General features: G+C 43.0%; 25 protein-coding genes. All 25 read right to left on the bottom strand.

What is annotated here, in order from left to right; translation table 11 throughout:
* Positions 1-10: 10 nt before the first annotated feature.
* The 25 genes from rplR to rpoB all read right to left on the bottom strand — a co-directional run bounded on the left by rplR (position 11) and on the right by rpoB (position 20,851).
* On the bottom strand, positions 11-373 hold the full coding sequence (gene rplR, locus B6A27_RS11930; RefSeq protein WP_044744049.1) for a 50S ribosomal protein L18: 363 nt from the start codon (positions 371-373) through the stop codon (positions 11-13).
* Positions 374-405: 32 nt separating this feature from the next.
* Positions 406-945: a 50S ribosomal protein L6 gene (gene rplF / locus B6A27_RS11925; RefSeq protein WP_080862222.1), complete on the bottom strand. Its 540-nt coding sequence runs from the start codon at positions 943-945 to the stop codon at positions 406-408.
* A 31-nt stretch (positions 946-976) separates the two neighbouring features.
* Positions 977-1,375 carry a 30S ribosomal protein S8 gene (gene rpsH / locus B6A27_RS11920; protein ID WP_044744051.1) on the bottom strand — a complete coding sequence of 133 codons (399 nt, stop codon included), beginning with the start codon at positions 1,373-1,375 and terminating at the stop codon, positions 977-979.
* Positions 1,376-1,408: 33 nt separating this feature from the next.
* The gene (locus B6A27_RS11915) at positions 1,409-1,594 is read right to left on the bottom strand and encodes a type Z 30S ribosomal protein S14 (RefSeq protein WP_066150233.1); all 186 of its coding nucleotides are present in this window, start codon (positions 1,592-1,594) and stop codon (positions 1,409-1,411) included.
* 34 nt (positions 1,595-1,628) lie between these two features.
* Positions 1,629-2,168, bottom strand: coding sequence for a 50S ribosomal protein L5 (rplE, locus tag B6A27_RS11910; protein ID WP_080862221.1), 540 nt, complete (start codon positions 2,166-2,168; stop codon positions 1,629-1,631).
* Between the two features lie 27 nt (positions 2,169-2,195).
* Positions 2,196-2,507, bottom strand: coding sequence for a 50S ribosomal protein L24 (gene rplX / locus B6A27_RS11905; protein ID WP_044744053.1), 312 nt, complete (start codon positions 2,505-2,507; stop codon positions 2,196-2,198).
* 37 nt (positions 2,508-2,544) lie between these two features.
* Positions 2,545-2,913 (bottom strand): 50S ribosomal protein L14, encoded by a 369-nt coding sequence (gene rplN, locus B6A27_RS11900; protein WP_044744054.1) that lies wholly within the window; start codon positions 2,911-2,913, stop codon positions 2,545-2,547.
* 44 nt (positions 2,914-2,957) lie between these two features.
* Entirely contained in the window at positions 2,958-3,221 is a 264-nt protein-coding gene (gene rpsQ / locus B6A27_RS11895) for a 30S ribosomal protein S17 (protein ID WP_044744055.1), read from the bottom strand.
* Between the two features lie 23 nt (positions 3,222-3,244).
* The gene (gene rpmC / locus B6A27_RS11890) at positions 3,245-3,445 is read right to left on the bottom strand and encodes a 50S ribosomal protein L29 (protein WP_044744056.1); all 201 of its coding nucleotides are present in this window, start codon (positions 3,443-3,445) and stop codon (positions 3,245-3,247) included.
* Positions 3,435-3,869 carry a 50S ribosomal protein L16 gene (gene rplP, locus B6A27_RS11885; protein ID WP_044744057.1) on the bottom strand — a complete coding sequence of 145 codons (435 nt, stop codon included), beginning with the start codon at positions 3,867-3,869 and terminating at the stop codon, positions 3,435-3,437. The genes rpmC and rplP overlap by 11 nt, the downstream gene beginning before the upstream one ends.
* A gap of 2 nt (positions 3,870-3,871) precedes the next feature.
* Entirely contained in the window at positions 3,872-4,528 is a 657-nt protein-coding gene (gene rpsC, locus B6A27_RS11880) for a 30S ribosomal protein S3 (RefSeq protein WP_044744058.1), read from the bottom strand.
* Positions 4,529-4,531: 3 nt separating this feature from the next.
* Complete coding sequence (gene rplV / locus B6A27_RS11875) at positions 4,532-4,873, bottom strand: 50S ribosomal protein L22 (protein WP_044744059.1); 342 nt, start codon at positions 4,871-4,873, stop codon at positions 4,532-4,534.
* Between the two features lie 17 nt (positions 4,874-4,890).
* Positions 4,891-5,169, bottom strand: a complete 279-nt coding sequence (rpsS, locus tag B6A27_RS11870; protein ID WP_044744060.1) for a 30S ribosomal protein S19 — start codon at positions 5,167-5,169, stop codon at positions 4,891-4,893.
* Between the two features lie 57 nt (positions 5,170-5,226).
* On the bottom strand, positions 5,227-6,057 hold the full coding sequence (rplB, locus tag B6A27_RS11865; RefSeq protein WP_044744061.1) for a 50S ribosomal protein L2: 831 nt from the start codon (positions 6,055-6,057) through the stop codon (positions 5,227-5,229).
* 27 nt (positions 6,058-6,084) lie between these two features.
* Positions 6,085-6,372: a 50S ribosomal protein L23 gene (gene rplW / locus B6A27_RS11860; RefSeq protein ID WP_044744062.1), complete on the bottom strand. Its 288-nt coding sequence runs from the start codon at positions 6,370-6,372 to the stop codon at positions 6,085-6,087.
* On the bottom strand, positions 6,372-6,995 hold the full coding sequence (gene rplD / locus B6A27_RS11855; RefSeq protein WP_044744063.1) for a 50S ribosomal protein L4: 624 nt from the start codon (positions 6,993-6,995) through the stop codon (positions 6,372-6,374). Before rplD ends, rplW begins: the two co-directional genes overlap by 1 nt.
* 27 nt (positions 6,996-7,022) lie before the next feature.
* Positions 7,023-7,658 carry a 50S ribosomal protein L3 gene (gene rplC, locus B6A27_RS11850; RefSeq protein ID WP_066150227.1) on the bottom strand — a complete coding sequence of 212 codons (636 nt, stop codon included), beginning with the start codon at positions 7,656-7,658 and terminating at the stop codon, positions 7,023-7,025.
* A gap of 32 nt (positions 7,659-7,690) precedes the next feature.
* Positions 7,691-7,999, bottom strand: a complete 309-nt coding sequence (gene rpsJ, locus B6A27_RS11845) for a 30S ribosomal protein S10 (protein WP_003247558.1) — start codon at positions 7,997-7,999, stop codon at positions 7,691-7,693.
* Positions 8,000-8,640: 641 nt separating this feature from the next.
* Positions 8,641-9,828 carry an elongation factor Tu gene (gene tuf, locus B6A27_RS11840; protein ID WP_066150224.1) on the bottom strand — a complete coding sequence of 396 codons (1,188 nt, stop codon included), beginning with the start codon at positions 9,826-9,828 and terminating at the stop codon, positions 8,641-8,643.
* Between the two features lie 134 nt (positions 9,829-9,962).
* Positions 9,963-12,041: an elongation factor G gene (fusA, locus tag B6A27_RS11835; RefSeq protein ID WP_080862219.1), complete on the bottom strand. Its 2,079-nt coding sequence runs from the start codon at positions 12,039-12,041 to the stop codon at positions 9,963-9,965.
* Between the two features lie 163 nt (positions 12,042-12,204).
* Entirely contained in the window at positions 12,205-12,675 is a 471-nt protein-coding gene (gene rpsG, locus B6A27_RS11830; protein ID WP_044744067.1) for a 30S ribosomal protein S7, read from the bottom strand.
* Positions 12,676-12,728: 53 nt separating this feature from the next.
* Positions 12,729-13,151 carry a 30S ribosomal protein S12 gene (gene rpsL / locus B6A27_RS11825; protein WP_080862218.1) on the bottom strand — a complete coding sequence of 141 codons (423 nt, stop codon included), beginning with the start codon at positions 13,149-13,151 and terminating at the stop codon, positions 12,729-12,731.
* A gap of 102 nt (positions 13,152-13,253) precedes the next feature.
* Entirely contained in the window at positions 13,254-13,502 is a 249-nt protein-coding gene (locus B6A27_RS11820) for a 50S ribosomal protein L7ae-like protein (protein WP_080862217.1), read from the bottom strand.
* Positions 13,503-13,638: 136 nt separating this feature from the next.
* Positions 13,639-17,235 (bottom strand): DNA-directed RNA polymerase subunit beta', encoded by a 3,597-nt coding sequence (rpoC, locus tag B6A27_RS11815; RefSeq protein ID WP_044744070.1) that lies wholly within the window; start codon positions 17,233-17,235, stop codon positions 13,639-13,641.
* 52 nt (positions 17,236-17,287) lie between these two features.
* Positions 17,288-20,851: a DNA-directed RNA polymerase subunit beta gene (gene rpoB / locus B6A27_RS11810; RefSeq protein ID WP_044744071.1), complete on the bottom strand. Its 3,564-nt coding sequence runs from the start codon at positions 20,849-20,851 to the stop codon at positions 17,288-17,290.
* Between the last annotated feature and the right edge of the window lie 46 nt (positions 20,852-20,897).

The following is a 20,897-nucleotide window of genomic DNA, read 5'->3' as shown; positions in this document are numbered from 1 at the left end:
TCCTTTATAATTAGAATTCTAACCCAGCTTCGCGAGCAGCGTCAGCAAGTGCTTTTACACGGCCATGATATAAGTATCCACCGCGGTCAAATACTACGCTTTTAATTCCTTTTTCTAATGCGCGTTTTGCAACTAATTCGCCCACTTTTTGTGCTGCATCTACATTTCCAGTTGCGTCTAAGTTGAACTCTTTATCAAGTGTAGAAGCACTAACAATGGTTACAGCTTTGACATCATCAATAATTTGCGCATAAATGTGCTTGTTGGAACGGAACACATTTAAGCGTGGACGTTCAGCAGTTCCAAATAATTTTCTCCGAACACGAGCATGTCTTTTTTTGCGAACTGCGTTTTTATCAAGCTTAGTGATCATTTCCGTCACTCCTTTCATTTACCTAAGCAGCATTATTTCTTACCTGTTTTACCTTCTTTACGACGTACAACTTCGCCTTCGTAACGAATACCTTTTCCTTTGTATGGTTCTGGAGAGCGTACCGCACGAATGTTTGCTGCTAATTCACCAACACGTTGTTTGTCCGCACCTTTAACAACAATTTTTGTTTGTGAAGGAACCTCAATTTCAAGACCCTCTTCTGGCTCAATTTCAACAGGATGAGAGTACCCGACACTAAGAACGAGCTTTTTGCCTTGTTTTGATGCACGATAACCGACCCCTACTAATTCAAGGCCTTTCTCGTATCCTTTTGAAACTCCTTCCACCATGTTCGCCAATAAGCTGCGTGTTGTACCGTGAAGAGTACGATGCTCTTTTGCATCACTTGGACGAGAAACTGTGAGAATATTGTCTTCCACTGTGATTGTCATATCAGGATGGAAAGCACGAGTCAATTCGCCTTTCGGTCCTTTTACTGTAACGGTGCTGCCGTTAACTGTTACTGTTACACCTGCAGGAATTTCGATTGTTTTTTTACCAACACGTGACATAACTTGACACCTCCATTCTTAAAAAGACTGATTACCAGATGTATGCTAACACTTCGCCGCCAGTTCCTTTTTGACGCGCTTCTTTATCTGTTAAAATTCCTTGAGACGTAGAGATAATAGCGATACCTAAACCGTTCAATACACGAGGCACTTCATTAGCTTTGGCATAAACGCGCAAACCAGGCTTGCTGATGCGTTTAAGACCAGTAATAACGCGCTCATTATTTGGACCGTATTTTAAGAAAATACGGAGAACACCTTGTTTGTTATCTTCGATGTATTCGACATCACGAATGAAGCCTTCACGTTTTAAGATTTCTGCGATTTCTTTCTTCATTTTCGAAGCAGGGACTTCAAGTTTTTCGTGACGCACCATGTTCGCATTACGAATGCGAGTAAGCATATCTGCAATTGGATCTGTCATCACCATTATGTTTTACCTCCTTCCCAATTCACGGGTTGATTACCAGCTTGCTTTTTTCACACCAGGAATTTGACCTTTATATGCTAATTCACGGAAACAAATACGGCAAAGTTTAAACTTGCGATAAACGGAGTGTGGACGTCCGCAGCGTTCGCAGCGAGTGTACGCCTGAACTTTAAACTTTGGTGCGCGTTTTTGTTTCGCGATCATTGATTTCTTAGCCACATTTTCGCCTCCCTCTTTTTATAAATGGGATTCATTATTTTTGGAACGGCATACCAAGCAATGTTAACAACTCACGAGCTTCCTCATCAGTGTTTGCTGTTGTAACGATCACAATGTCCATACCACGAACTTTGTTGACTTTATCGTAGTCAATTTCAGGGAAAATTAGCTGTTCTTTGATCCCTAATGTATAGTTACCGCGGCCGTCGAATGATTTTTTTGATACGCCGCGGAAGTCGCGAACACGTGGAAGAGAAACAGAGATTAATTTATCAAAAAACTCATACATGCGCTCTCCGCGTAATGTGACTTTCGCTCCGATTGGCATACCTTCACGAAGACGGAAACCAGCGATTGATTTTTTCGCACGAGTGACAACTGGTTTTTGACCAGAAATTAATGCTAGCTCTTCAACAGCATTGTCCAATGCTTTCGCGTTTTGCACCGCATCACCAACACCCATGTTGATGACGATTTTTTCGATTTTTGGAACTTGCATTACAGATTTATAGTTAAACTTGCTCATAAGAGCAGGAATAACTTCTTTTACATATTTTTCTTTTAGGCGGTTCATGTAAGTACCTCCTTTCTCACATCACGATTATTTATCTAAAATTTCACCAGATTTTTTCGCGTAACGTACTTTTTTTCCATCTACTAATTTATAGCCTACGCGAGTTGGAGTTCCTGTTTTAGGATCTAAAGGCATTACGTTTGAAACGTGAATTGGTGCCTCTTTGCTAATAATACCGCCTTGAGGGTTTACTTGAGATGGTTTTGCGTGTTTTTTAACGATGTTTACTCCTTCTACAAGCACTCGGTTTTTCTTAGGGAACGCTGCAAGTACAACCCCTTGCTTTCCTTTATCTTTACCAGAGATTACTTGTACTTTATCACCTTTTTTTACATGCATCGTAGTTCGCACCTCCTTGAAAGGCTTTTCCTATTCATTAAATCACTTCTGGAGCTAGAGAAACGATTTTCATAAAATCTTTTTCACGTAATTCACGCGCAACTGGGCCGAAAATACGAGTTCCGCGTGGGCTTTTGTCGTCACGGATGATCACGCATGCGTTTTCGTCAAAGCGAATGTAAGAGCCGTCTGCGCGACGCACACCACGTTTTGTACGAACCACAACAGCTTTTACAACTTGACCTTTTTTAACAACGCCACCTGGTGTTGCGTCCTTAACAGTCACTACAACAACATCGCCGATGTTCGCATAGCGACGACCGGAACCACCTAACACTTTAATGACAAGCACTTCACGCGCACCAGAGTTATCTGCAACCTTCATACGAGTTTCTTGTTGAATCATTTACGAAACCTCCCTTCGGAATTATATCAATCATCCGAACATCATTAAAGAATAATCGCTTTTTCCACTACTTCTACAAGACGGAAACGCTTTGTTGCAGAAAGCGGACGAGTTTCCATGATTTTTACGATATCGCCAACTTTTGCTACGTTGTTTTCGTCATGCGCTTTATATTTTTTGGAGTATTTAACACGCTTTCCATAAAGCGGATGTTTTTTGTATGTTTCTACAAGAACCGTCACCGTTTTGTCCATTTTGTCAGACACAACGCGGCCAATGTATACTTTACGTTGATTGCGTTCACTCATGTCGCGAACCTCCTCTCAAGCGTTTATTTATTAGCAGCAATCTCTCTCTCGCGAACGATCGTTTTCATGCGGGCAATAGATTTACGCACTTCGCGAATGCGAGCTGTGTTTTCTAATTGGCCTGTCGCTAATTGGAAGCGAAGGTTGAATAATTCTTCTTTTAAAGATTTAATTTTTTGTTCAATCTCGGCAGTGGTAAGGTCACGGATTTCTTTAGCTTTCATTAGATTCACCACCAATTTCTTCACGTTTTACAAACTTACACTTAATCGGAAGTTTATGAGAAGCTAAACGCAATGCTTCGCGTGCTACTTCTTCAGAAACACCCGCAATTTCGAACATTACTTTACCAGGTTTTACAACCGCTACCCAACCTTCAGGCGCCCCTTTACCGGAACCCATGCGCACTTCTAAAGGTTTTGCTGTATAAGGCTTTGAAGGGAAAATTTTGATCCAAACTTTACCGCCACGTCTCATATAACGAGTCATCGCACGACGAGCAGCCTCGATTTGACGGTTCGTAATCCAAGCAGATTCTAATGCTTGTAATCCATATTCACCGAAATGCACTTCTGTACCGCCTTTTGCGCGGCCTCTCATGCGTCCACGATGTTCACGACGGAATTTCACGCGTTTTGGCATTAACATAATTAATTTCCTCCTTCCTCAGTTTTCTTTTTCGCAGGAAGGACCTCTCCACGATAAATCCATACTTTCACACCGATTTTTCCATATGTTGTATCCGCTTCTGCTGTTGCATAGTCAATGTCAGCACGAAGAGTGTGGAGTGGAACTGTTCCTTCACTGTAGTGTTCAGAACGAGCGATATCGGCACCGCCTAGGCGACCAGATACCATTGTTTTAATTCCTTTTGCACCAGCACGCATTGTGCGTTGAATCGCTTGTTTTTGTGCACGACGGAACGATACGCGGTTTTCAATTTGACGCGCAATATTTTCAGCTACTAATTTCGCATCTAAATCCGGTTTTTTGATTTCTAAAATGTTGATATGAACACGTTTTCCAGTTAGTTGGTTAAGAGCTTTGCGAAGCGCTTCGACTTCTGTGCCGCCTTTACCGATAACCATGCCTGGTTTAGCAGTATGGATCGTAATGTTGATACGGTTAGCTGCACGTTCGATTTCTACTTTAGAAACAGCCGCATCGCTTAAACGTTTCGTGATGTACTCACGCACTTTAAGGTCTTCATGCAAAAGATCCGCATAATCTTTTTCAGCATACCATCTTGATTCCCAATCACGGATAATACCGATGCGAAGACCGACTGGATTCACCTTTTGACCCACTGATTATCCCTCCTTCTTTTCTGAAACAACGATCGTAATATGGCTTGTGCGTTTGTTGATCGCGCTCGCACGACCCATTGCGCGAGGACGGAAGCGTTTCAATGTTGGACCTTCATCCACATATGCCTCTGTTACGACTAAATTGTTAACATCCATATCATAGTTATGCTCTGCATTCGCTACAGCAGATTTCAATACTTTCTCAATAATTGGAGAAGCAGCTTTAGGAGTATGACGAAGAATCGCTACTGCTTCACCTACTTGCTTTCCTCGAATCAAATCAATCACTAAACGAGCTTTACGAGGAGCAATACGAACTGTTCTAGCAACAGCTTTAGCTTGCATAAATGAGCCTCCTCTCATTAACGTTTTGTTTTCTTATCATCGCCAGCATGACCTTTGTATGTGCGCGTTGGTGCGAATTCACCAAGCTTGTGTCCTACCATATCCTCTGTAATGTACACAGGTACATGTTTGCGTCCATCATATACCGCGATTGTGTGACCGATGAATTGTGGGAAAATCGTCGAACGACGAGACCATGTTTTAATTACTTGTTTTTGTCCAGTCTCATTTAACTTTTCAACTTTTTTCATTAAATGATCATCACAAAAAGGACCTTTTTTTAGGCTGCGACCCATAAATAAACCTCCCTTCGTGATTGTTCTACGGTTCTTAAGAACCGTAGTTCAACCCCGTTATTTTTTACGACGACGTACAATAAATTTATCGGATTTATTTTTCTTTTTACGAGTTTTGAATCCAAGAGTTGGTTTACCCCATGGAGTCATTGGCGACTTGCGTCCGATTGGTGCTTTACCTTCACCACCACCATGTGGGTGATCAACAGGGTTCATAACGGAACCGCGAACAGTTGGACGGATGCCTAACCAACGAGCACGTCCTGCTTTACCAACATTGACAAGCTCATGTTGTTCGTTACCTACTTGACCAATTGTCGCACGGCAAGCACCTAAAATCATGCGAACTTCACCAGAAGCTAAACGAACAAGAACATACTTGCCTTCTTTACCAAGCACTTGTGCAGATGTACCAGCAGAACGAACAAGCTGTCCACCTTTTCCTGGTTTCAATTCAATGTTGTGTACTAAAGTACCAACAGGGATATTCGCAAGCGGTAGTGCATTCCCTACTTTGATGTCCGCTTCTGGACCAGACATGATTTCCATGCCTACTTCTAAGTTTTTAGGAGCGATAATATAACGTTTTTCACCATCTACATAGTGAATCAACGCAATGTTCGCTGAACGGTTTGGATCGTACTCGATTGTAGCAACGCGTCCTGGAATGCCATCTTTGTCGCGTTTGAAATCGATGATACGATATTGACGCTTATGACCGCCACCTTGGTGACGAACTGTCAACTTACCTTGGTTGTTACGACCACCTTTTTTCTTTAAAGGCGCAAGCAATGATTTCTCTGGCTTGTCAGTTGTGATTTCTGAGAAATCAAGAACTGTCATGCCACGGCGACCGTTGGACGTTGGTTTGTATTTTTTAATCGCCATGTCGGTTTCCCTCCTTCTCTGTTAAACTTATACTTCGAACAATTCGATCTCTTTGCTGTCTGGTGTTAATGTCACAATCGCTTTGCGACGGCGGTTTGTAAGCCCGCTATAACGGCCAACTCGTTTGAACTTTCCTTTGTAGTTCATGATGTTGACTTTCGCAACCTTTACGCCAAAAATTGCTTCGACAGCATCTTTTACTTCTGTTTTGTTTGCTTTTACATCCACTTCGAATGTATATTTTTTCTCAGCCACTAAATTCATTGAGTTTTCAGTGATAACGGGGCGCTTAATAATATCGCGAGGATCTTTCATTATGCAAGCACCTCCTCTACTTTTTCCACGGCTGCTTTTGTAATCACAAGCTTATCGTGGTTTAACACATCAAGCACGTTGATTCCGTTAGCAGCAACCACTGTTACTCCAGGAATGTTGCGTGCCGATAGCATGATATTTTCATTGATGTCCGCTGTTACGATTAACGCTTTGCGGTCTGCAGAAAGATTGCTTAAAATTTTCACCATTTCTTTTGTTTTTGGTGCTTCTAAAGCTAAGTTGTCTAATACAACAATGTTATTTTCAAGAACTTTTGAAGACAAAGCAGATTTAATAGCTAAACGACGAACTTTCTTTGGAAGCTTGTAGCTGTAACTGCGTGGAACTGGACCAAACACAGTACCGCCGCCACGCCATTGTGGAGAGCGGATCGAACCTTGACGAGCACGTCCAGTACCTTTTTGGCGCCATGGTTTACGGCCACCGCCGCTTACTTCAGCGCGATTTTTCGTTTTGTGCGTTCCTTGACGCAAAGAAGCACGTTGCATAATCACTGCTTCAAATAACACATGTTTATTTGGCTCAATACCAAATACGGAATCGTTTAATTCAATTTCTCCAACAGTTGCTCCGTTTTGGTTGTACAATGCTACTTTTGGCATTGGATAATTCCTCCTTTCTTAAAAAAGTTATTTCACTTTTGCTTTAACCGCACTTTTGATCACAACAAGTCCTTTATTTGGACCAGGTACATTTCCTTTAACAAGAAGCAGATTACGTTCTACATCTACTTTTACAATTTTCAAGTTTTGAACTGTAACACGTTCTCCGCCCATGCGACCTGGCAATTCTTTCGATTTAAATACGCGGTTTGGCGCAATAGGACCCATTGAACCAGGACGGCGATGATAGCGAGAACCGTGAGCCATAGGTCCACGAGATTGGCCATGGCGCTTAATTGCACCTTGGAATCCTTTACCTTTTGAAACTCCTGTTACATCGATCATATCGCCCTCAGCGAAAATATCAACTTTGACTTCCTGACCAACTTCGTATTCCGCTGCGTTAGCACCGCGGATTTCACGGATGAAGCGCTTAGGTGCCGTGTTCGCTTTGGCTACATGACCTTTTTCCGGTTTGTTGGCTAACTTTTCGCGTTTATCTTCAAAACCTAATTGGATTGCTTCATAGCCATCATTTTCAACTGTTTTCTTTTGAAGAACAACGTTAGGAGTCGCTTCAATTACCGTTACCGGAATTAGATCGCCGTTTTCTGCGAATACCTGCGTCATACCAATTTTTCTCCCTAAGATTCCTTTGGTCATTTGTCACACCTCCTATAAATTCGTTTTTACAATTAAAGCTTGATTTCAATATCGACACCGGATGGTAAGTCCAAACGCATTAATGAATCCACAGTTTGTGGAGTTGGGTTTACGATATCGATCAAACGTTTATGTGTACGCATTTCAAATTGTTCACGAGAGTCTTTATACTTGTGAACAGCACGTAAAATCGTATAAACAGTTCTTTCTGTTGGTAATGGAATCGGCCCAGATACTTTTGCACCTGAACGTTTTGCTGTCTCTACGATTTTCTCAGCAGATTGATCAAGGATTCGATGATCGTAAGCTTTTAAACGGATACGAATTTTTTCTTTTGCCATTATTTTCCCTCCTTCTTCGCCTATTTTAAAAATAGACATTCTCCGTGGAAATTTCCTCACACTCGCCATGGCAAAGCGGCCGGGTGTGTCAGCAACCTTCCACTTCATCGCAGTCAAAGACCAACATTAGATATTATACAGATATCTATAATGAAATGCAAGCAAAATCTCGCTTTGCATCCATTGTTTTATCGTAAAACTGATTTTCGCTACAGCTTATCAACGCGTGTCAAAAATGCCTGAATCCATTGTAGACGAATGGGGACATTTATAAACCTATTGGCCTGAATTTCATTATTGAGATTTAGGCCCCTATTTCTTGAGTCTATGTTGAAAATACTTTCATATCGACATGATTTGATTCTCATATGAGCGGATGATGATTTACTTTTGCAGTCAAACGATCATGAGTTTTAATAGATATCATCATATGTATACAAGCATGGAGACAATAAGTGATTCGATTAGATCTAGCACCACGAGTTTTTATTATTTATGAGAACCAAAACATAGCAAAACACAATTTTCATCTTTTTGATGGCGACGCAACTTTCCGTCATAGACAAGTAATGAAGACAACGCTGCCCAGATAGATTTTCAACAATAAAAAAGGGTTTGCTTGAAGCAAACCCTTTCTATGATTATTCAATGATAGAAGATACAACGCCAGCGCCTACTGTACGTCCACCTTCGCGGATAGAGAATTTTGTACCTTCTTCAATCGCGATAGGTGCAATCAATTCTACTGTCATTTCGATGTTGTCGCCAGGCATAACCATCTCTACGCCTTCTGGCAGAGTGATGATACCAGTAACGTCAGTTGTACGGAAGTAGAATTGTGGACGGTAGTTAGAGAAGAATGGGGTATGACGTCCACCTTCTTCTTTAGATAATACGTAAACTTCTGCTTTAAATTTTGTGTGTGGTGTGATTGTGCCTGGTTTTGCAAGTACTTGACCACGTTGGATTTCATCGCGAGCAACACCGCGAAGAAGTGCACCGATGTTGTCACCAGCTTCTGCTTGGTCAAGAAGCTTACGGAACATTTCTACACCAGTAACTGTTGTAGATTTTGGCTCATCAGCAAGACCGATGATGTCTACAACGTCACCAACTTTTAAGATACCGCGCTCAACACGACCAGTAGCAACTGTACCACGACCAGTGATCGAGAATACGTCCTCAACTGGCATCATGAATGGTTTATCAGTGTCGCGTTGTGGAGTTGGGATATACTCATCAACAGCGTTCATAAGCTCAACGATTTTAGCTTCCCATTCAGCGTCACCTTCAAGAGCTTTTAACGCAGAACCTTTGATTACTGGGATTTCATCGCCAGGGAATTCGTATTCAGACAATAGGTCACGAACTTCCATTTCAACAAGTTCTAATAATTCCTCGTCGTCTACCATATCGCATTTGTTTAAGAATACTACGATGTATGGTACGCCTACTTGGCGAGAAAGAAGAATGTGCTCACGAGTTTGTGGCATTGGACCGTCAGCAGCAGATACTACAAGGATCGCGCCGTCCATTTGTGCCGCACCAGTGATCATGTTTTTCACGTAGTCAGCGTGTCCTGGGCAGTCAACGTGTGCATAGTGGCGGTTGTCAGTTTCGTACTCAACGTGTGCAGTTGAGATTGTGATACCGCGCTCACGCTCTTCTGGAGCAGCGTCGATTTGATCGTATGCACGAGCTTCTGCTTTACCTTGTTTCGCAAGAACAGTTGTGATTGCAGCTGTTAAAGTTGTTTTACCATGGTCAACGTGGCCAATTGTACCAATGTTAACGTGTGGTTTAGAGCGTTCAAATTTCGCTTTAGCCATTATAGATATCCTCCTTAAATAATAAATTTCATTTTAATTTTTAAGTATATTGAATGCTTGGAAGCAAACATGCAAGCATGTCCGCTCCCAAGTCTTACATAAGTATTTATACTTGAACAATGCTAGAAAATCAATTATTCACCTTTATTTTTTTTGATGATTTCCTCAGCAATGCTCTTTGGAACTTCTTCATAGTGATCGAACACCATGGAGAATACTCCGCGTCCTTGCGTATTAGAACGCAATGAAGTGGCATATCCGAACATTTCGGATAATGGAACCATCGCGTGTACCACTTGCGCGTTACCGCGAGCCTCCATGCCTTCTACGCGTCCGCGGCGAGAAGTAATGTCACCCATAATGTCACCAAGGTATTCTTCTGGAATGACAACTTCTACTTTCATAATTGGTTCAAGTAATACTGGGTCACATTTTGTTGCTGCGTTTTTCAATGCAAGAGAAGCAGCAATTTTGAACGCCATTTCACTTGAGTCTACATCGTGGTAAGAACCATCGAATAGTTTCGCTTTGATATCAACAACTGGATATCCAGCAAGAACACCATTTTGCATTGCATCTTCAAGACCAGCTTGAATTGCCGGGATATACTCTCTTGGAACAACCCCACCGACAATCGCATTCTCAAATTCGAAGCCTTTTCCTTCTTCGTTTGGCGTAAATTCAATCCAAACGTGACCGTATTGACCGCGACCACCAGACTGACGTACGAATTTACCTTCTACTTGAGCAGACTTGCGGAATGTTTCGCGGTATGCAACTTGCGGAGCACCTACATTCGCTTCTACTTTGAACTCACGACGCATACGGTCAACAATGATATCAAGGTGAAGCTCACCCATACCCGCAATAATGGTCTGACCTGTTTCTTGGTCTGTCCATGCACGGAATGTTGGGTCTTCTTCTTGTAGCTTTTGCAACGCTGTGCTCATTTTGTCTTGGTCTGCTTTTGATTTTGGTTCAATCGCAATTTGAATAACTGGCTCTGGGAATGTCATAGATTCCAAAATAACAGGATCTTTTTCATCGCACAGAGTATCTCCAGTCGTTGTATCTTTTAAACCTACTGCTGCAGCGATATCACCCGCATATACTGTAGAAATTTCTTGGCGGTGGTTCGCATGCATTTGTAGAATACGACCGATACGTTCACGTTTACGTTTTGTCGAGTTCAATACGTATGAACCGGAATCTAATATACCAGAATATACGCGGAAGAACGTCAACTTACCAACGTAAGGGTCTGTCATAATTTTAAACGCTAATGCTGCAAATGGAGCATCATCGCGAGATTCACGCACTGTCTCTTCTTCTGTATCTGGAACAACCCCTTTAATTGGCGGGATGTCCACTGGAGCAGGTAGGTAATCTACGACTCCATCTAGCATTAACTGAACACCTTTGTTTTTGAAAGCAGAGCCGCAGAATACTGGGAAGAATTCAACAGAAATAGTGGCTTTACGGATTGCTGCCTTTAATTCCTCTGTTGTAACCTCTTCTCCTTCTAAATATTTCATCATTAATTCTTCATCAAGCTCCGCTACTGCTTCAATCAATTTCCCGCGATATTCTTCTGCTACATCGCGGTAATCTTCTGGAATTTCAATGCGCTCAATGTTTTTACCTAATTCATCGTGGTAATGATAAGCGCACATTTCAACAAGATCAATAATGCCATTGAATTGATCTTCAGCGCCAATCGGCAATTGGACCGGATGAGCATTCGCTTGCAAACGGTCATGAAGTGTTTTAACAGAATATAAGAAATCAGCGCCGATTTTGTCCATTTTGTTAACGAATACAATACGAGGAACACCGTATGTAGTCGCCTGACGCCATACCGTTTCAGTCTGAGGCTCTACCCCAGATTGCGCATCAAGTACTGCTACTGCTCCGTCTAAAACACGTAAAGAACGTTCAACTTCCACTGTGAAATCTACGTGTCCTGGTGTGTCGATAATGTTAATACGATGACCTTTCCATTGAGCTGTTGTCGCCGCAGACGTGATGGTAATCCCGCGCTCTTGCTCTTGTTCCATCCAGTCCATCGTAGCAGCGCCTTCATGCACTTCACCGATTTTATGAACGCGACCTGTATAGAAAAGGATACGTTCCGTTGTTGTCGTTTTACCGGCATCGATATGAGCCATGATACCAATATTGCGAGTGTTTTCTAAGGAGAACTCTCTTGCCATCTTGGTTTTTTCTCCTTCCTTGATAAGTTAAGTATCTTAATTTAATAAATAGTTGCAAATATAGGAAGATAGGTGAGTATACGAACAAGGTCAACACCTGATCGTCTTCACCTATTTTCCTCATTGGACATAAAAGATCCATCGTTTCATTAAGGCAATACGATTACCAGCGATAGTGAGCAAATGCTCTGTTTGCCTCTGCCATTTTGTGAGTATCTTCGCGTTTTTTCACAGATGCTCCTGTATTGTTTGCAGCATCTAAAATTTCGTTTGCTAAACGCTCTTCCATCGTTTTCTCACCACGAAGACGAGCGTAGTTTACTAACCAACGAAGACCTAATGTTGTGCGGCGGTCAGGACGAACCTCTACTGGAACTTGGTAGTTCGCACCACCAACGCGACGTGCACGCACCTCAAGAACAGGCATTACATTTTTTAATGCTTGTTCAAATACTTCCATCGGATCTTTGCCAGTGCGTTCACGAATAATATCGAACGATGTGTAAAGAATTTTTTGCGCCTTTCCTTTTTTACCATCAATCATGATTTTGTTGATGAGGCGTGTTACGAGTTTCGAATTGTAAATTGGATCTGGTAGTACATCTCTTTTCGCAACCGAACCTTTACGTGGCATAGTTTTTCCTCCTTTCAAGAAAAAAATCCTATTTTTTCAATTGTCATCATCTGTTATTTTTTAGCAGCTTTTGGTTTCTTAGCACCGTATTTAGAACGGCCTTGCATACGGTTAGCCACACCTGCAGTATCTAATGCACCGCGAACGATGTGATAGCGCACACCCGGCAAGTCTTTAACACGGCCACCGCGAATTAATACAACGCTGTGCTCTTGTAGGTTGTGGCCGATACCCGGAATGTATGCTGTTACCTCGATTCCGTTTGATAAACGCACACGGGCGTATTTACGAAGCGCTGAGTTTGGCTTCTTCGGCGTCATTGTACCTACACGTGTACATACACCGCGTTTTTGCGGAGAAGCAACGTTCGTTTGTATTTTTTTGAAGCTGTTATACCCTTTATTTAAAGCAGGGGATTTAGATTTCACAACTTTTTTCGTACGGCCTTTGCGTACTAATTGGTTAATTGTAGGCATAATAAAAATCCTCCCTTCACACATAAGTTCAAGTCCACACATCCAGGTGGCTCATTATTTATGCAAAAACAAAGTTTTTGTAGAAAATCCACAAAAACAGTTTTAACGAATAATCGCAACAGCTGCTGCCCTTACTTGGATTTTACATGCTTCTCCAAGCTTCTTCATTGAATCTACCTTTGTTACAGGGACGCCTGCCTTGTTTGCTGCTTCCATAATTTTAGTGGTAATGGCTGGATCAACATCCTCGGCAACCACTACTTCCTGTGCGCTTCCTTCTTTTAGGGCGCGCATTGTTTGCTTTGTTCCCACTAACACTTGTTGAGCCTGTAATACTTTTTCATAAGACATATGCCATATCCTCCAAAGCAACAGGTTTTCGGAACACCTTTATTACATTAACATGTTCTACATGACATTGTCAACTCTTATTTGATGAATTTGTTACCGGCAGGTCTTACCTGCCGGTAACTCCATAAATCATGATTTACTTGGTTGTTACTTGTTCATCCTGATGCTGTTTAACCGCAGGCTTGATTTTTCGATAACGCGCCATTCCCGTTCCGGCTGGCACAAGCTTACCGATGATCACATTTTCTTTTAAGCCAAGCAATTCATCGCGCTTACCTTTGATAGCTGCATCCGTTAACACACGCGTCGTTTCTTGGAATGAAGCAGCGGATAAGAACGAATCTGTTTCGAGTGACGCTTTTGTAATACCAAGAAGCACCGGGCGAGCCGTAGCTGGACGTTTTCCTTCAAGCAGAACCTGCATATTCGCATCTGTAAATTGATGAACATCAAGCAAGGTACCTGGGAGTACATCTGTGTCTCCAGCGTCAATGACTCGAACTTTGCGAAGCATTTGACGCACCATCACTTCAATATGCTTATCGCTAATTTCTACTCCTTGCATCCGGTATACTTTTTGCACTTCACGCAATAAGTACTCTTGAACAGCCGTGATGTCTTTTACTTTGAGGAGCTCCTTCGGATCAATCGATCCTTCTGTCAACTCTTGACCTCTCTCAACTTGCTTTCCTTCTTGAACTTTTAATCTTGCGTTGTATGGAGCCGTATATGTCCGTGTCTCAACCTCGCCTTTTACGACGATTTCTTGTTGACGGTCTCTCGTTTCATTAATAGCAACGACGACACCATCGATTTCAGAGATGACCGCTTGCCCCTTCGGATTACGCGCTTCAAATAGCTCCTGAACCCGAGGCAAACCTTGTGTGATATCGTCTCCTGCTACCCCACCTGTGTGGAATGTACGCATCGTTAGCTGTGTACCAGGTTCACCGATGGATTGGGCAGCGATAATGCCAACTGCTTCTCCTACTTCTACTTCTGCACCAGTAGCAAGGTTGCGGCCATAACATTTTTTACATACTCCATGGCGAGTGTTGCATGTAAAAGCAGAACGAATCCATACTTGATCAATGCCGGCTTTAATAATAGCGTTAGCAATATCCTCCGTGATCATTTCGTTCTCTTTTACTAGAATTTCTCCTGTTTCTGGATGTTTCACTGTTTTCCGCGCATAGCGTCCTACTAGACGCTCCTCTAGCTTCACAATCACTTCTGTTCCATCAGTTAGTGATTTCACAAGCATACCACGGTCTGTACCGCAATCATCTTCACGAACAATGACATCTTGGGCAACGTCGACAAGTCGGCGCGTTAAATAACCAGAATCCGCTGTTTTTAGTGCTGTATCAGCAAGTCCTTTACGCGCACCGTGTGTGGAAATAAAGTATTCCAATACTGTTAAACCTTCACGGAAGGATGATTTGATCGGCAATTCGATAATGCGTCCCGCCGGGTTCGCCATCAATCCGCGCATACCTGCAAGCTGTGTAAAGTTAGAGGCGTTACCACGCGCTCCAGAATCACTCATCATAAAGATCGGGTTACGCTTATCTAAGGACTCCATCAGCTTGCTTTGAATTTTATCCTTCGCAGCGCTCCACACGGAAATGACACGTTCATAACGCTCTTCATCTGTAATTAAACCGCGTCTAAACTGCTTTAACACTGTATCTACTTTCGTTTGCGCTTCTTGAAGGATTTCTTGCTTTTCCGGCAATACGACGATATCGGCTACACCAATAGTAATACCAGCTTTTGTCGAATACTTAAATCCAAGATCCTTCATCCGGTCTAACATTTTAGATGTTTCCGTGATTTTGAACCGTTTAAATACTTCAGCAATAATATTACCGAGTATTTTCTTTTTAAACGGAGGCACAAGCTCGCGCTTGCGGATTTCTTCTTTTACGTTTACGCCTTTATCAAGGAAGTATTTATCCGGCGTTCTTTCTTCAATATTTTCCTGCGTCGGCTCGTTAATATACGGGAAAGACTTCGGCAGAATTTCGTTAAAGATCAACTTCCCGACGGTTGTAATGAGCAACTTCTGATTTTGCTCTTCTGTGAACGTTTCATTTTTTAACGAACCCGCATGGATGGCAATTCGAGTGTGCAAATGCACGTAGCCGCTATGGTAAGCGAGCAACGCCTCATCTGTATCTTTGAAGATCATTCCTTCACCGACCGCACCCTCGCGTTCCATCGTCAAGTAATAGTTTCCTAACACCATATCTTGTGAAGGAGTAACAACTGGTTTTCCATCTTTCGGATTCAAAATGTTCTGGGCCGCCAGCATAAGCAAACGCGCTTCCGCTTGTGCTTCTGCTGATAACGGAACGTGTACAGCCATTTGGTCTCCGTCAAAGTCCGCATTATAGGCTGTACACACAAGCGGATGCAGACGAATTGCCCGTCCTTCAACAAGCGTTGGTTCAAACGCTTGAATTCCAAGTCTATGCAAAGTTGGAGCACGGTTTAAAAGCACTGGATGTTCTTTAATGACAGACTCCAATACATCCCAAACTTCCGGGTGCACACGCTCGATTTTTCGTTTCGCGCTTTTAATATTATGAGCCAAACCACGCTCAACCAGCTCTTTCATAACAAATGGCTTGAAGAGTTCCAACGCCATTTCTTTTGGCAAACCGCATTGATACATTTTTAAGTTCGGGCCGACGACGATTACAGAGCGGCCAGAATAGTCCACGCGTTTACCAAGTAAGTTTTGGCGGAAACGCCCTTGTTTACCTTTTAGCATATGCGATAAAGATTTAAGCGGACGGTTCCCTGGCCCTGTTACCGGACGGCCACGGCGTCCATTGTCAATTAACGCATCCACCGCTTCTTGAAGCATCCTTTTTTCGTTTTGCACAATGATGCTTGGCGCACCCAGATCTAATAAACGCTTCAAGCGATTGTTCCGGTTAATGACACGACGATATAAATCATTTAAGTCTGAAGTCGCAAAACGGCCACCGTCTAATTGAACCATTGGGCGCAATTCAGGCGGAATAACCGGAAGTACGTCAAGCACCATCCATGCTGGATCATTTCCGGAATTACGGAAGGCTTCCAACACTTCTAAGCGTTTAATCGCCCGAGCGCGCCGTTGTCCTTGCGCTGTTTTTAGCTCTTCTTTTAATGTTTCTACTTCTTTTTCAAGATCAATATCCTGTAAAAGCTTTTTAATGGCTTCTGCTCCCATTGATGCTTGGAACGAGCTTCCGTATTTTTCACGATAGGCACGATACTCCTTCTCGGAAAGAAGCTGCTTTTTCTCAAGCGGTGTATCTCCGGGATCTGTAACAACATATGAGGCAAAATAAATGACCTCTTCCAAAGCCCGCGGGGACATGTCTAGGACAAGTCCCATGCGGCTCGGAATCCCTTTAAAATACCATATATGCGAAACAGGGGCAGCCAGTTCAATATGGCCCATACGCTCACGGCGAACTTTCGCTCGAGTAACTTCTACACCACAACGATCGCAAACAACACCTTTATAACGTACGCGCTTATATTTTCCACAATGGCATTCCCAGTCTTTCGTTGGTCCAAAAATGCGCTCGCAGAACAACCCGTCTTTTTCAGGCTTGAGTGTACGATAGTTAATCGTTTCTGGTTTTTTCACTTCGCCATAGGACCAAGAGCGAATTTTTTCCGGCGAAGCGAGTCCGATTTTCATATACTCAAAGTTATTTACATCTAGCAAGGGGCCTACCTCCCTCTCAATCTCCAGGTTTTACCCTTTTTGCCTTATCGGTTTATTCCTTTGTCACTGCATCTTTTTCTTCTTCTTTTTCCACTTCTATTCCAACGGCAATGGCTTCTGCTGGTTGGACATCATCATCTTCGTCAAAGTTTTCCATGTTGATTTCTTTCTCGTCACTTGAAAGGATCGTCACATCCATTCCTAAGCTTTGAAGCTCTTTGATTAAAACTTTAAATGATTCCGGAACGCCTGGTTCTGGAACATTTTCACCTTTGACAATGGCTTCGTAAGTTTTTACGCGACCCACTACATCGTCCGACTTCACAGTCAAAATTTCTTGTAGCGTATATGCCGCACCATAAGCCTCAAGAGCCCAAACCTCCATCTCACCAAAACGCTGGCCGCCAAATTGAGCTTTACCGCCAAGCGGCTGTTGCGTGACAAGCGAGTATGGACCTGTAGAACGAGCATGGAGCTTATCGTCAACCATGTGCGCAAGTTTAATCATGTACATGATTCCGACAGAGACACGATTATCGAACGGCTCACCAGTTCTTCCATCATAAAGCACCGTTTTGGCATCACGTGCCATTCCAGCTTCCTCCAAAATGGCCCAAACGTCTTCTTCGCGAGCTCCATCGAATACTGGTGAAGCAACATGAAGGCCAAGCTTTCTCGCAGCCATTCCCAAATGCAATTCAAGCACCTGACCAATGTTCATGCGTGAAGGAACGCCCAATGGGTTTAACATGATATCCACCGGTGTTCCATCTGGTAAAAATGGCATATCTTCTTCCGGAAGAATTCTTGAGATAACCCCTTTGTTTCCGTGACGACCAGCCATTTTATCTCCAGCAGAGATTTTCCGTTTTTGAACAATGTATACACGCACAAGCTGGTTCACGCCGGGAGGAAGTTCATCCCCATCTTCTCGGTTAAAGACTTTGACATCCAGTACGATCCCGCCGCCACCGTGTGGTACACGAAGCGAGGTGTCGCGCACTTCACGCGCTTTTTCTCCGAAGATAGCATGAAGCAGACGTTCTTCCGCTGTCAGCTCTGTCACCCCTTTTGGTGTGACCTTCCCTACTAGCAAATCTCCGTCTTTTACTTCTGCGCCAATTCGCACAATGCCGCGCTCATCTAGATTGCGCAACGCGTCTTCTCCAACGTTTGGAATATCGCGGGTGATTTCCTCTGGTCCCAATTTTGTGTCACGAGATTCTGATTCATATTCTTCAATGTGAACAGACGTATATACATCTTCTTTTACAAGACGTTCGCTCATAATGATCGCGTCTTCGTAGTTATAACCATCCCATGTCATAAAGGCAACTAATACGTTGCGACCGAGCGCCAGTTCACCTTTTTCCATTGATGGTCCGTCTGCGAGAATTTCTCCTTTTTCAACAATATCGCCTTTTTTCACAATTGGGCGTTGATTATAGCATGTTCCTTGGTTGGAACGAACAAATTTAAGCAGACGATATTTGTCCAGATCGCCTTTTATCTCTTTCCCGTCAACTTCCACCAAACGGCGAACCCAAATTTCTTTTGCTTCCACCCGCTCAACAATTCCACGATGCTTACAAATAACAGCAGCACCTGAATCTTTAGCTGATACATATTCCATTCCTGTACCAACAATTGGTGCTTCCGGCTGCAATAACGGCACCGCTTGGCGTTGCATGTTTGCTCCCATCAACGCTCGGTTGGAATCGTCATTTTCTAAGAATGGAATACACGCAGTCGCCGCTGATACGACCTGTTTCGGCGATACGTCCATATAGTCGACGCGATCGCGTTTAACGACAATGTTTTCACCACGGAAGCGCGCTACAATATCTTCATCTAGGAATGTTCCATCCTCAGCAATTCTGGCATTTGCCTGCGCTACCACATAGTTATCTTCTTCGTCAGCCGTTAAATAGTCGATGCGGTCCGTGATTTTTCCTGTTTCAGGGTCAACTCGGCGATAAGGTGTTTCAATGAATCCAAATTTATTAACTTTGGCATACGTAGATAAAGAGTTAATTAAACCGATGTTTGGCCCCTCAGGTGTTTCAATCGGACACATGCGTCCATAGTGAGAATAGTGTACGTCACGCACTTCCATACCCGCACGTTCGCGAGTTAAACCGCCTGGTCCTAATGCGGATAAACGGCGCTTATGAGTCAGCTCAGCAAGCGGATTGGTTTGATCCATAAATTGTGAAAGCTGTGAGCTGCCAAAGAACTCCTTAATAGCAGCAATCACTGGACGAATATTAATAAGCTGTTGAGGTGTGATCGTATTTGTGTCCTGAATCGACATGCGCTCGCGAACTACCCGTTCCATGCGCGATAAACCGATACGGAATTGGTTTTGCAACAGCTCTCCTACAGAACGAAGGCGCCGGTTTCCTAAATGATCGATATCATCCGTGTCACCTACTCCATGGAGAAGGTTGAAGAAATAGCTAATGGACGCAATAATATCGCTTGGCGTAATGTGTTTGACATCTTCAGCAATGTATCCGTTGCCAATGACATTAATGACTTGCTCACCATCAGGATCATTCGGTGCATAAATTTTAATGGACTGAAGCGTAAACTCCTCATCTACTACACCACCGAATGGCTTATATGTCCGGAAGCCGATCCCGTTTTCGAGATAAGGTAGAATTCGATCAAGCGTTCTGCGATCAATCATCGTTCCTTTTTCAGCGATAATTTCACCAGTCTCCGGATGAACGAGCGTTTCAGCAAGCCGTTGATTGAAAAGTCTATTTTTGATATGAAGTTTTTTGTTAATTTTATAGCGGCCGACGCTCGCTAAATCATAGCGTTTTGGATCAAAAAAACGAGAAATAAGCAAGCTTTTCGCGTTTTCTACTGTCGGCGGCTCGCCAGGACGTAAGCGCTCGTAAATTTCTAGTAACGCTTTCTCCGTATTTTCTGTATTATCTTTTTCAAGCGTATTACGAATATACTCGTTTTCACCGATTAAATCGATAATCTCTTGATCGGATCCAAATCCAAGAGCACGCAAAAGCACGGTGACAGGCAGTTTACGAGTACGGTCAATGCGAACATAGACAACGTCCTTTGCATCTGTTTCATACTCCAGCCATGCGCCTCGGTTTGGGATAACAGTGGCTGAGAATCCGCGTTTGCCGTTTTTATCTACTTTTCCGCTATAATATACGCTTGGAGAACGTACAAGCTGCGAAACAATGACCCGTTCGGCACCGTTAATAATAAACGTTCCCGTCTCTGTCATTAGAGGGAAATCGCCCATGAAAACATCTTGCTCTTTTACTTCGCCTGTTTCTTTATTAATCAGGCGCACTTTTACGCGAAGAGGTGCCGCATATGTAACATCGCGTTCTTTCGACTCTTCGACTGAGTATTTCGGCTCTCCTAGGCTATAGTCGATAAATTCAAGAGATAGATTTCCGGAAAAATCCTCAATTGGCGAAATTTCTTTGAACATTTCTCTCAGACCTTCATCAAGAAACCATTGGTAAGAGGAGGTCTGAATTTCGATAAGGTTTGGTAATTCCAATACCTCACTAATACGCGCGTAACTTCTTCGTTGGCGGTGTCGTCCATATTGAACTAGTTGACCTGTCAACTGATTCACCCCTCAAATTCAAGCGTTGATAAAAAAGTAGAAGGCT

The organism is Anoxybacillus sp. UARK-01 (genome assembly GCF_002075365.1).
GTDB lineage: Bacteria > Bacillota > Bacilli > Bacillales > Anoxybacillaceae > Anoxybacteroides > Anoxybacteroides rupiense.
The sequence above is the reverse complement of the archived record's forward strand: the minus strand, read 5'-3'. Positions and strand labels throughout refer to the sequence as shown.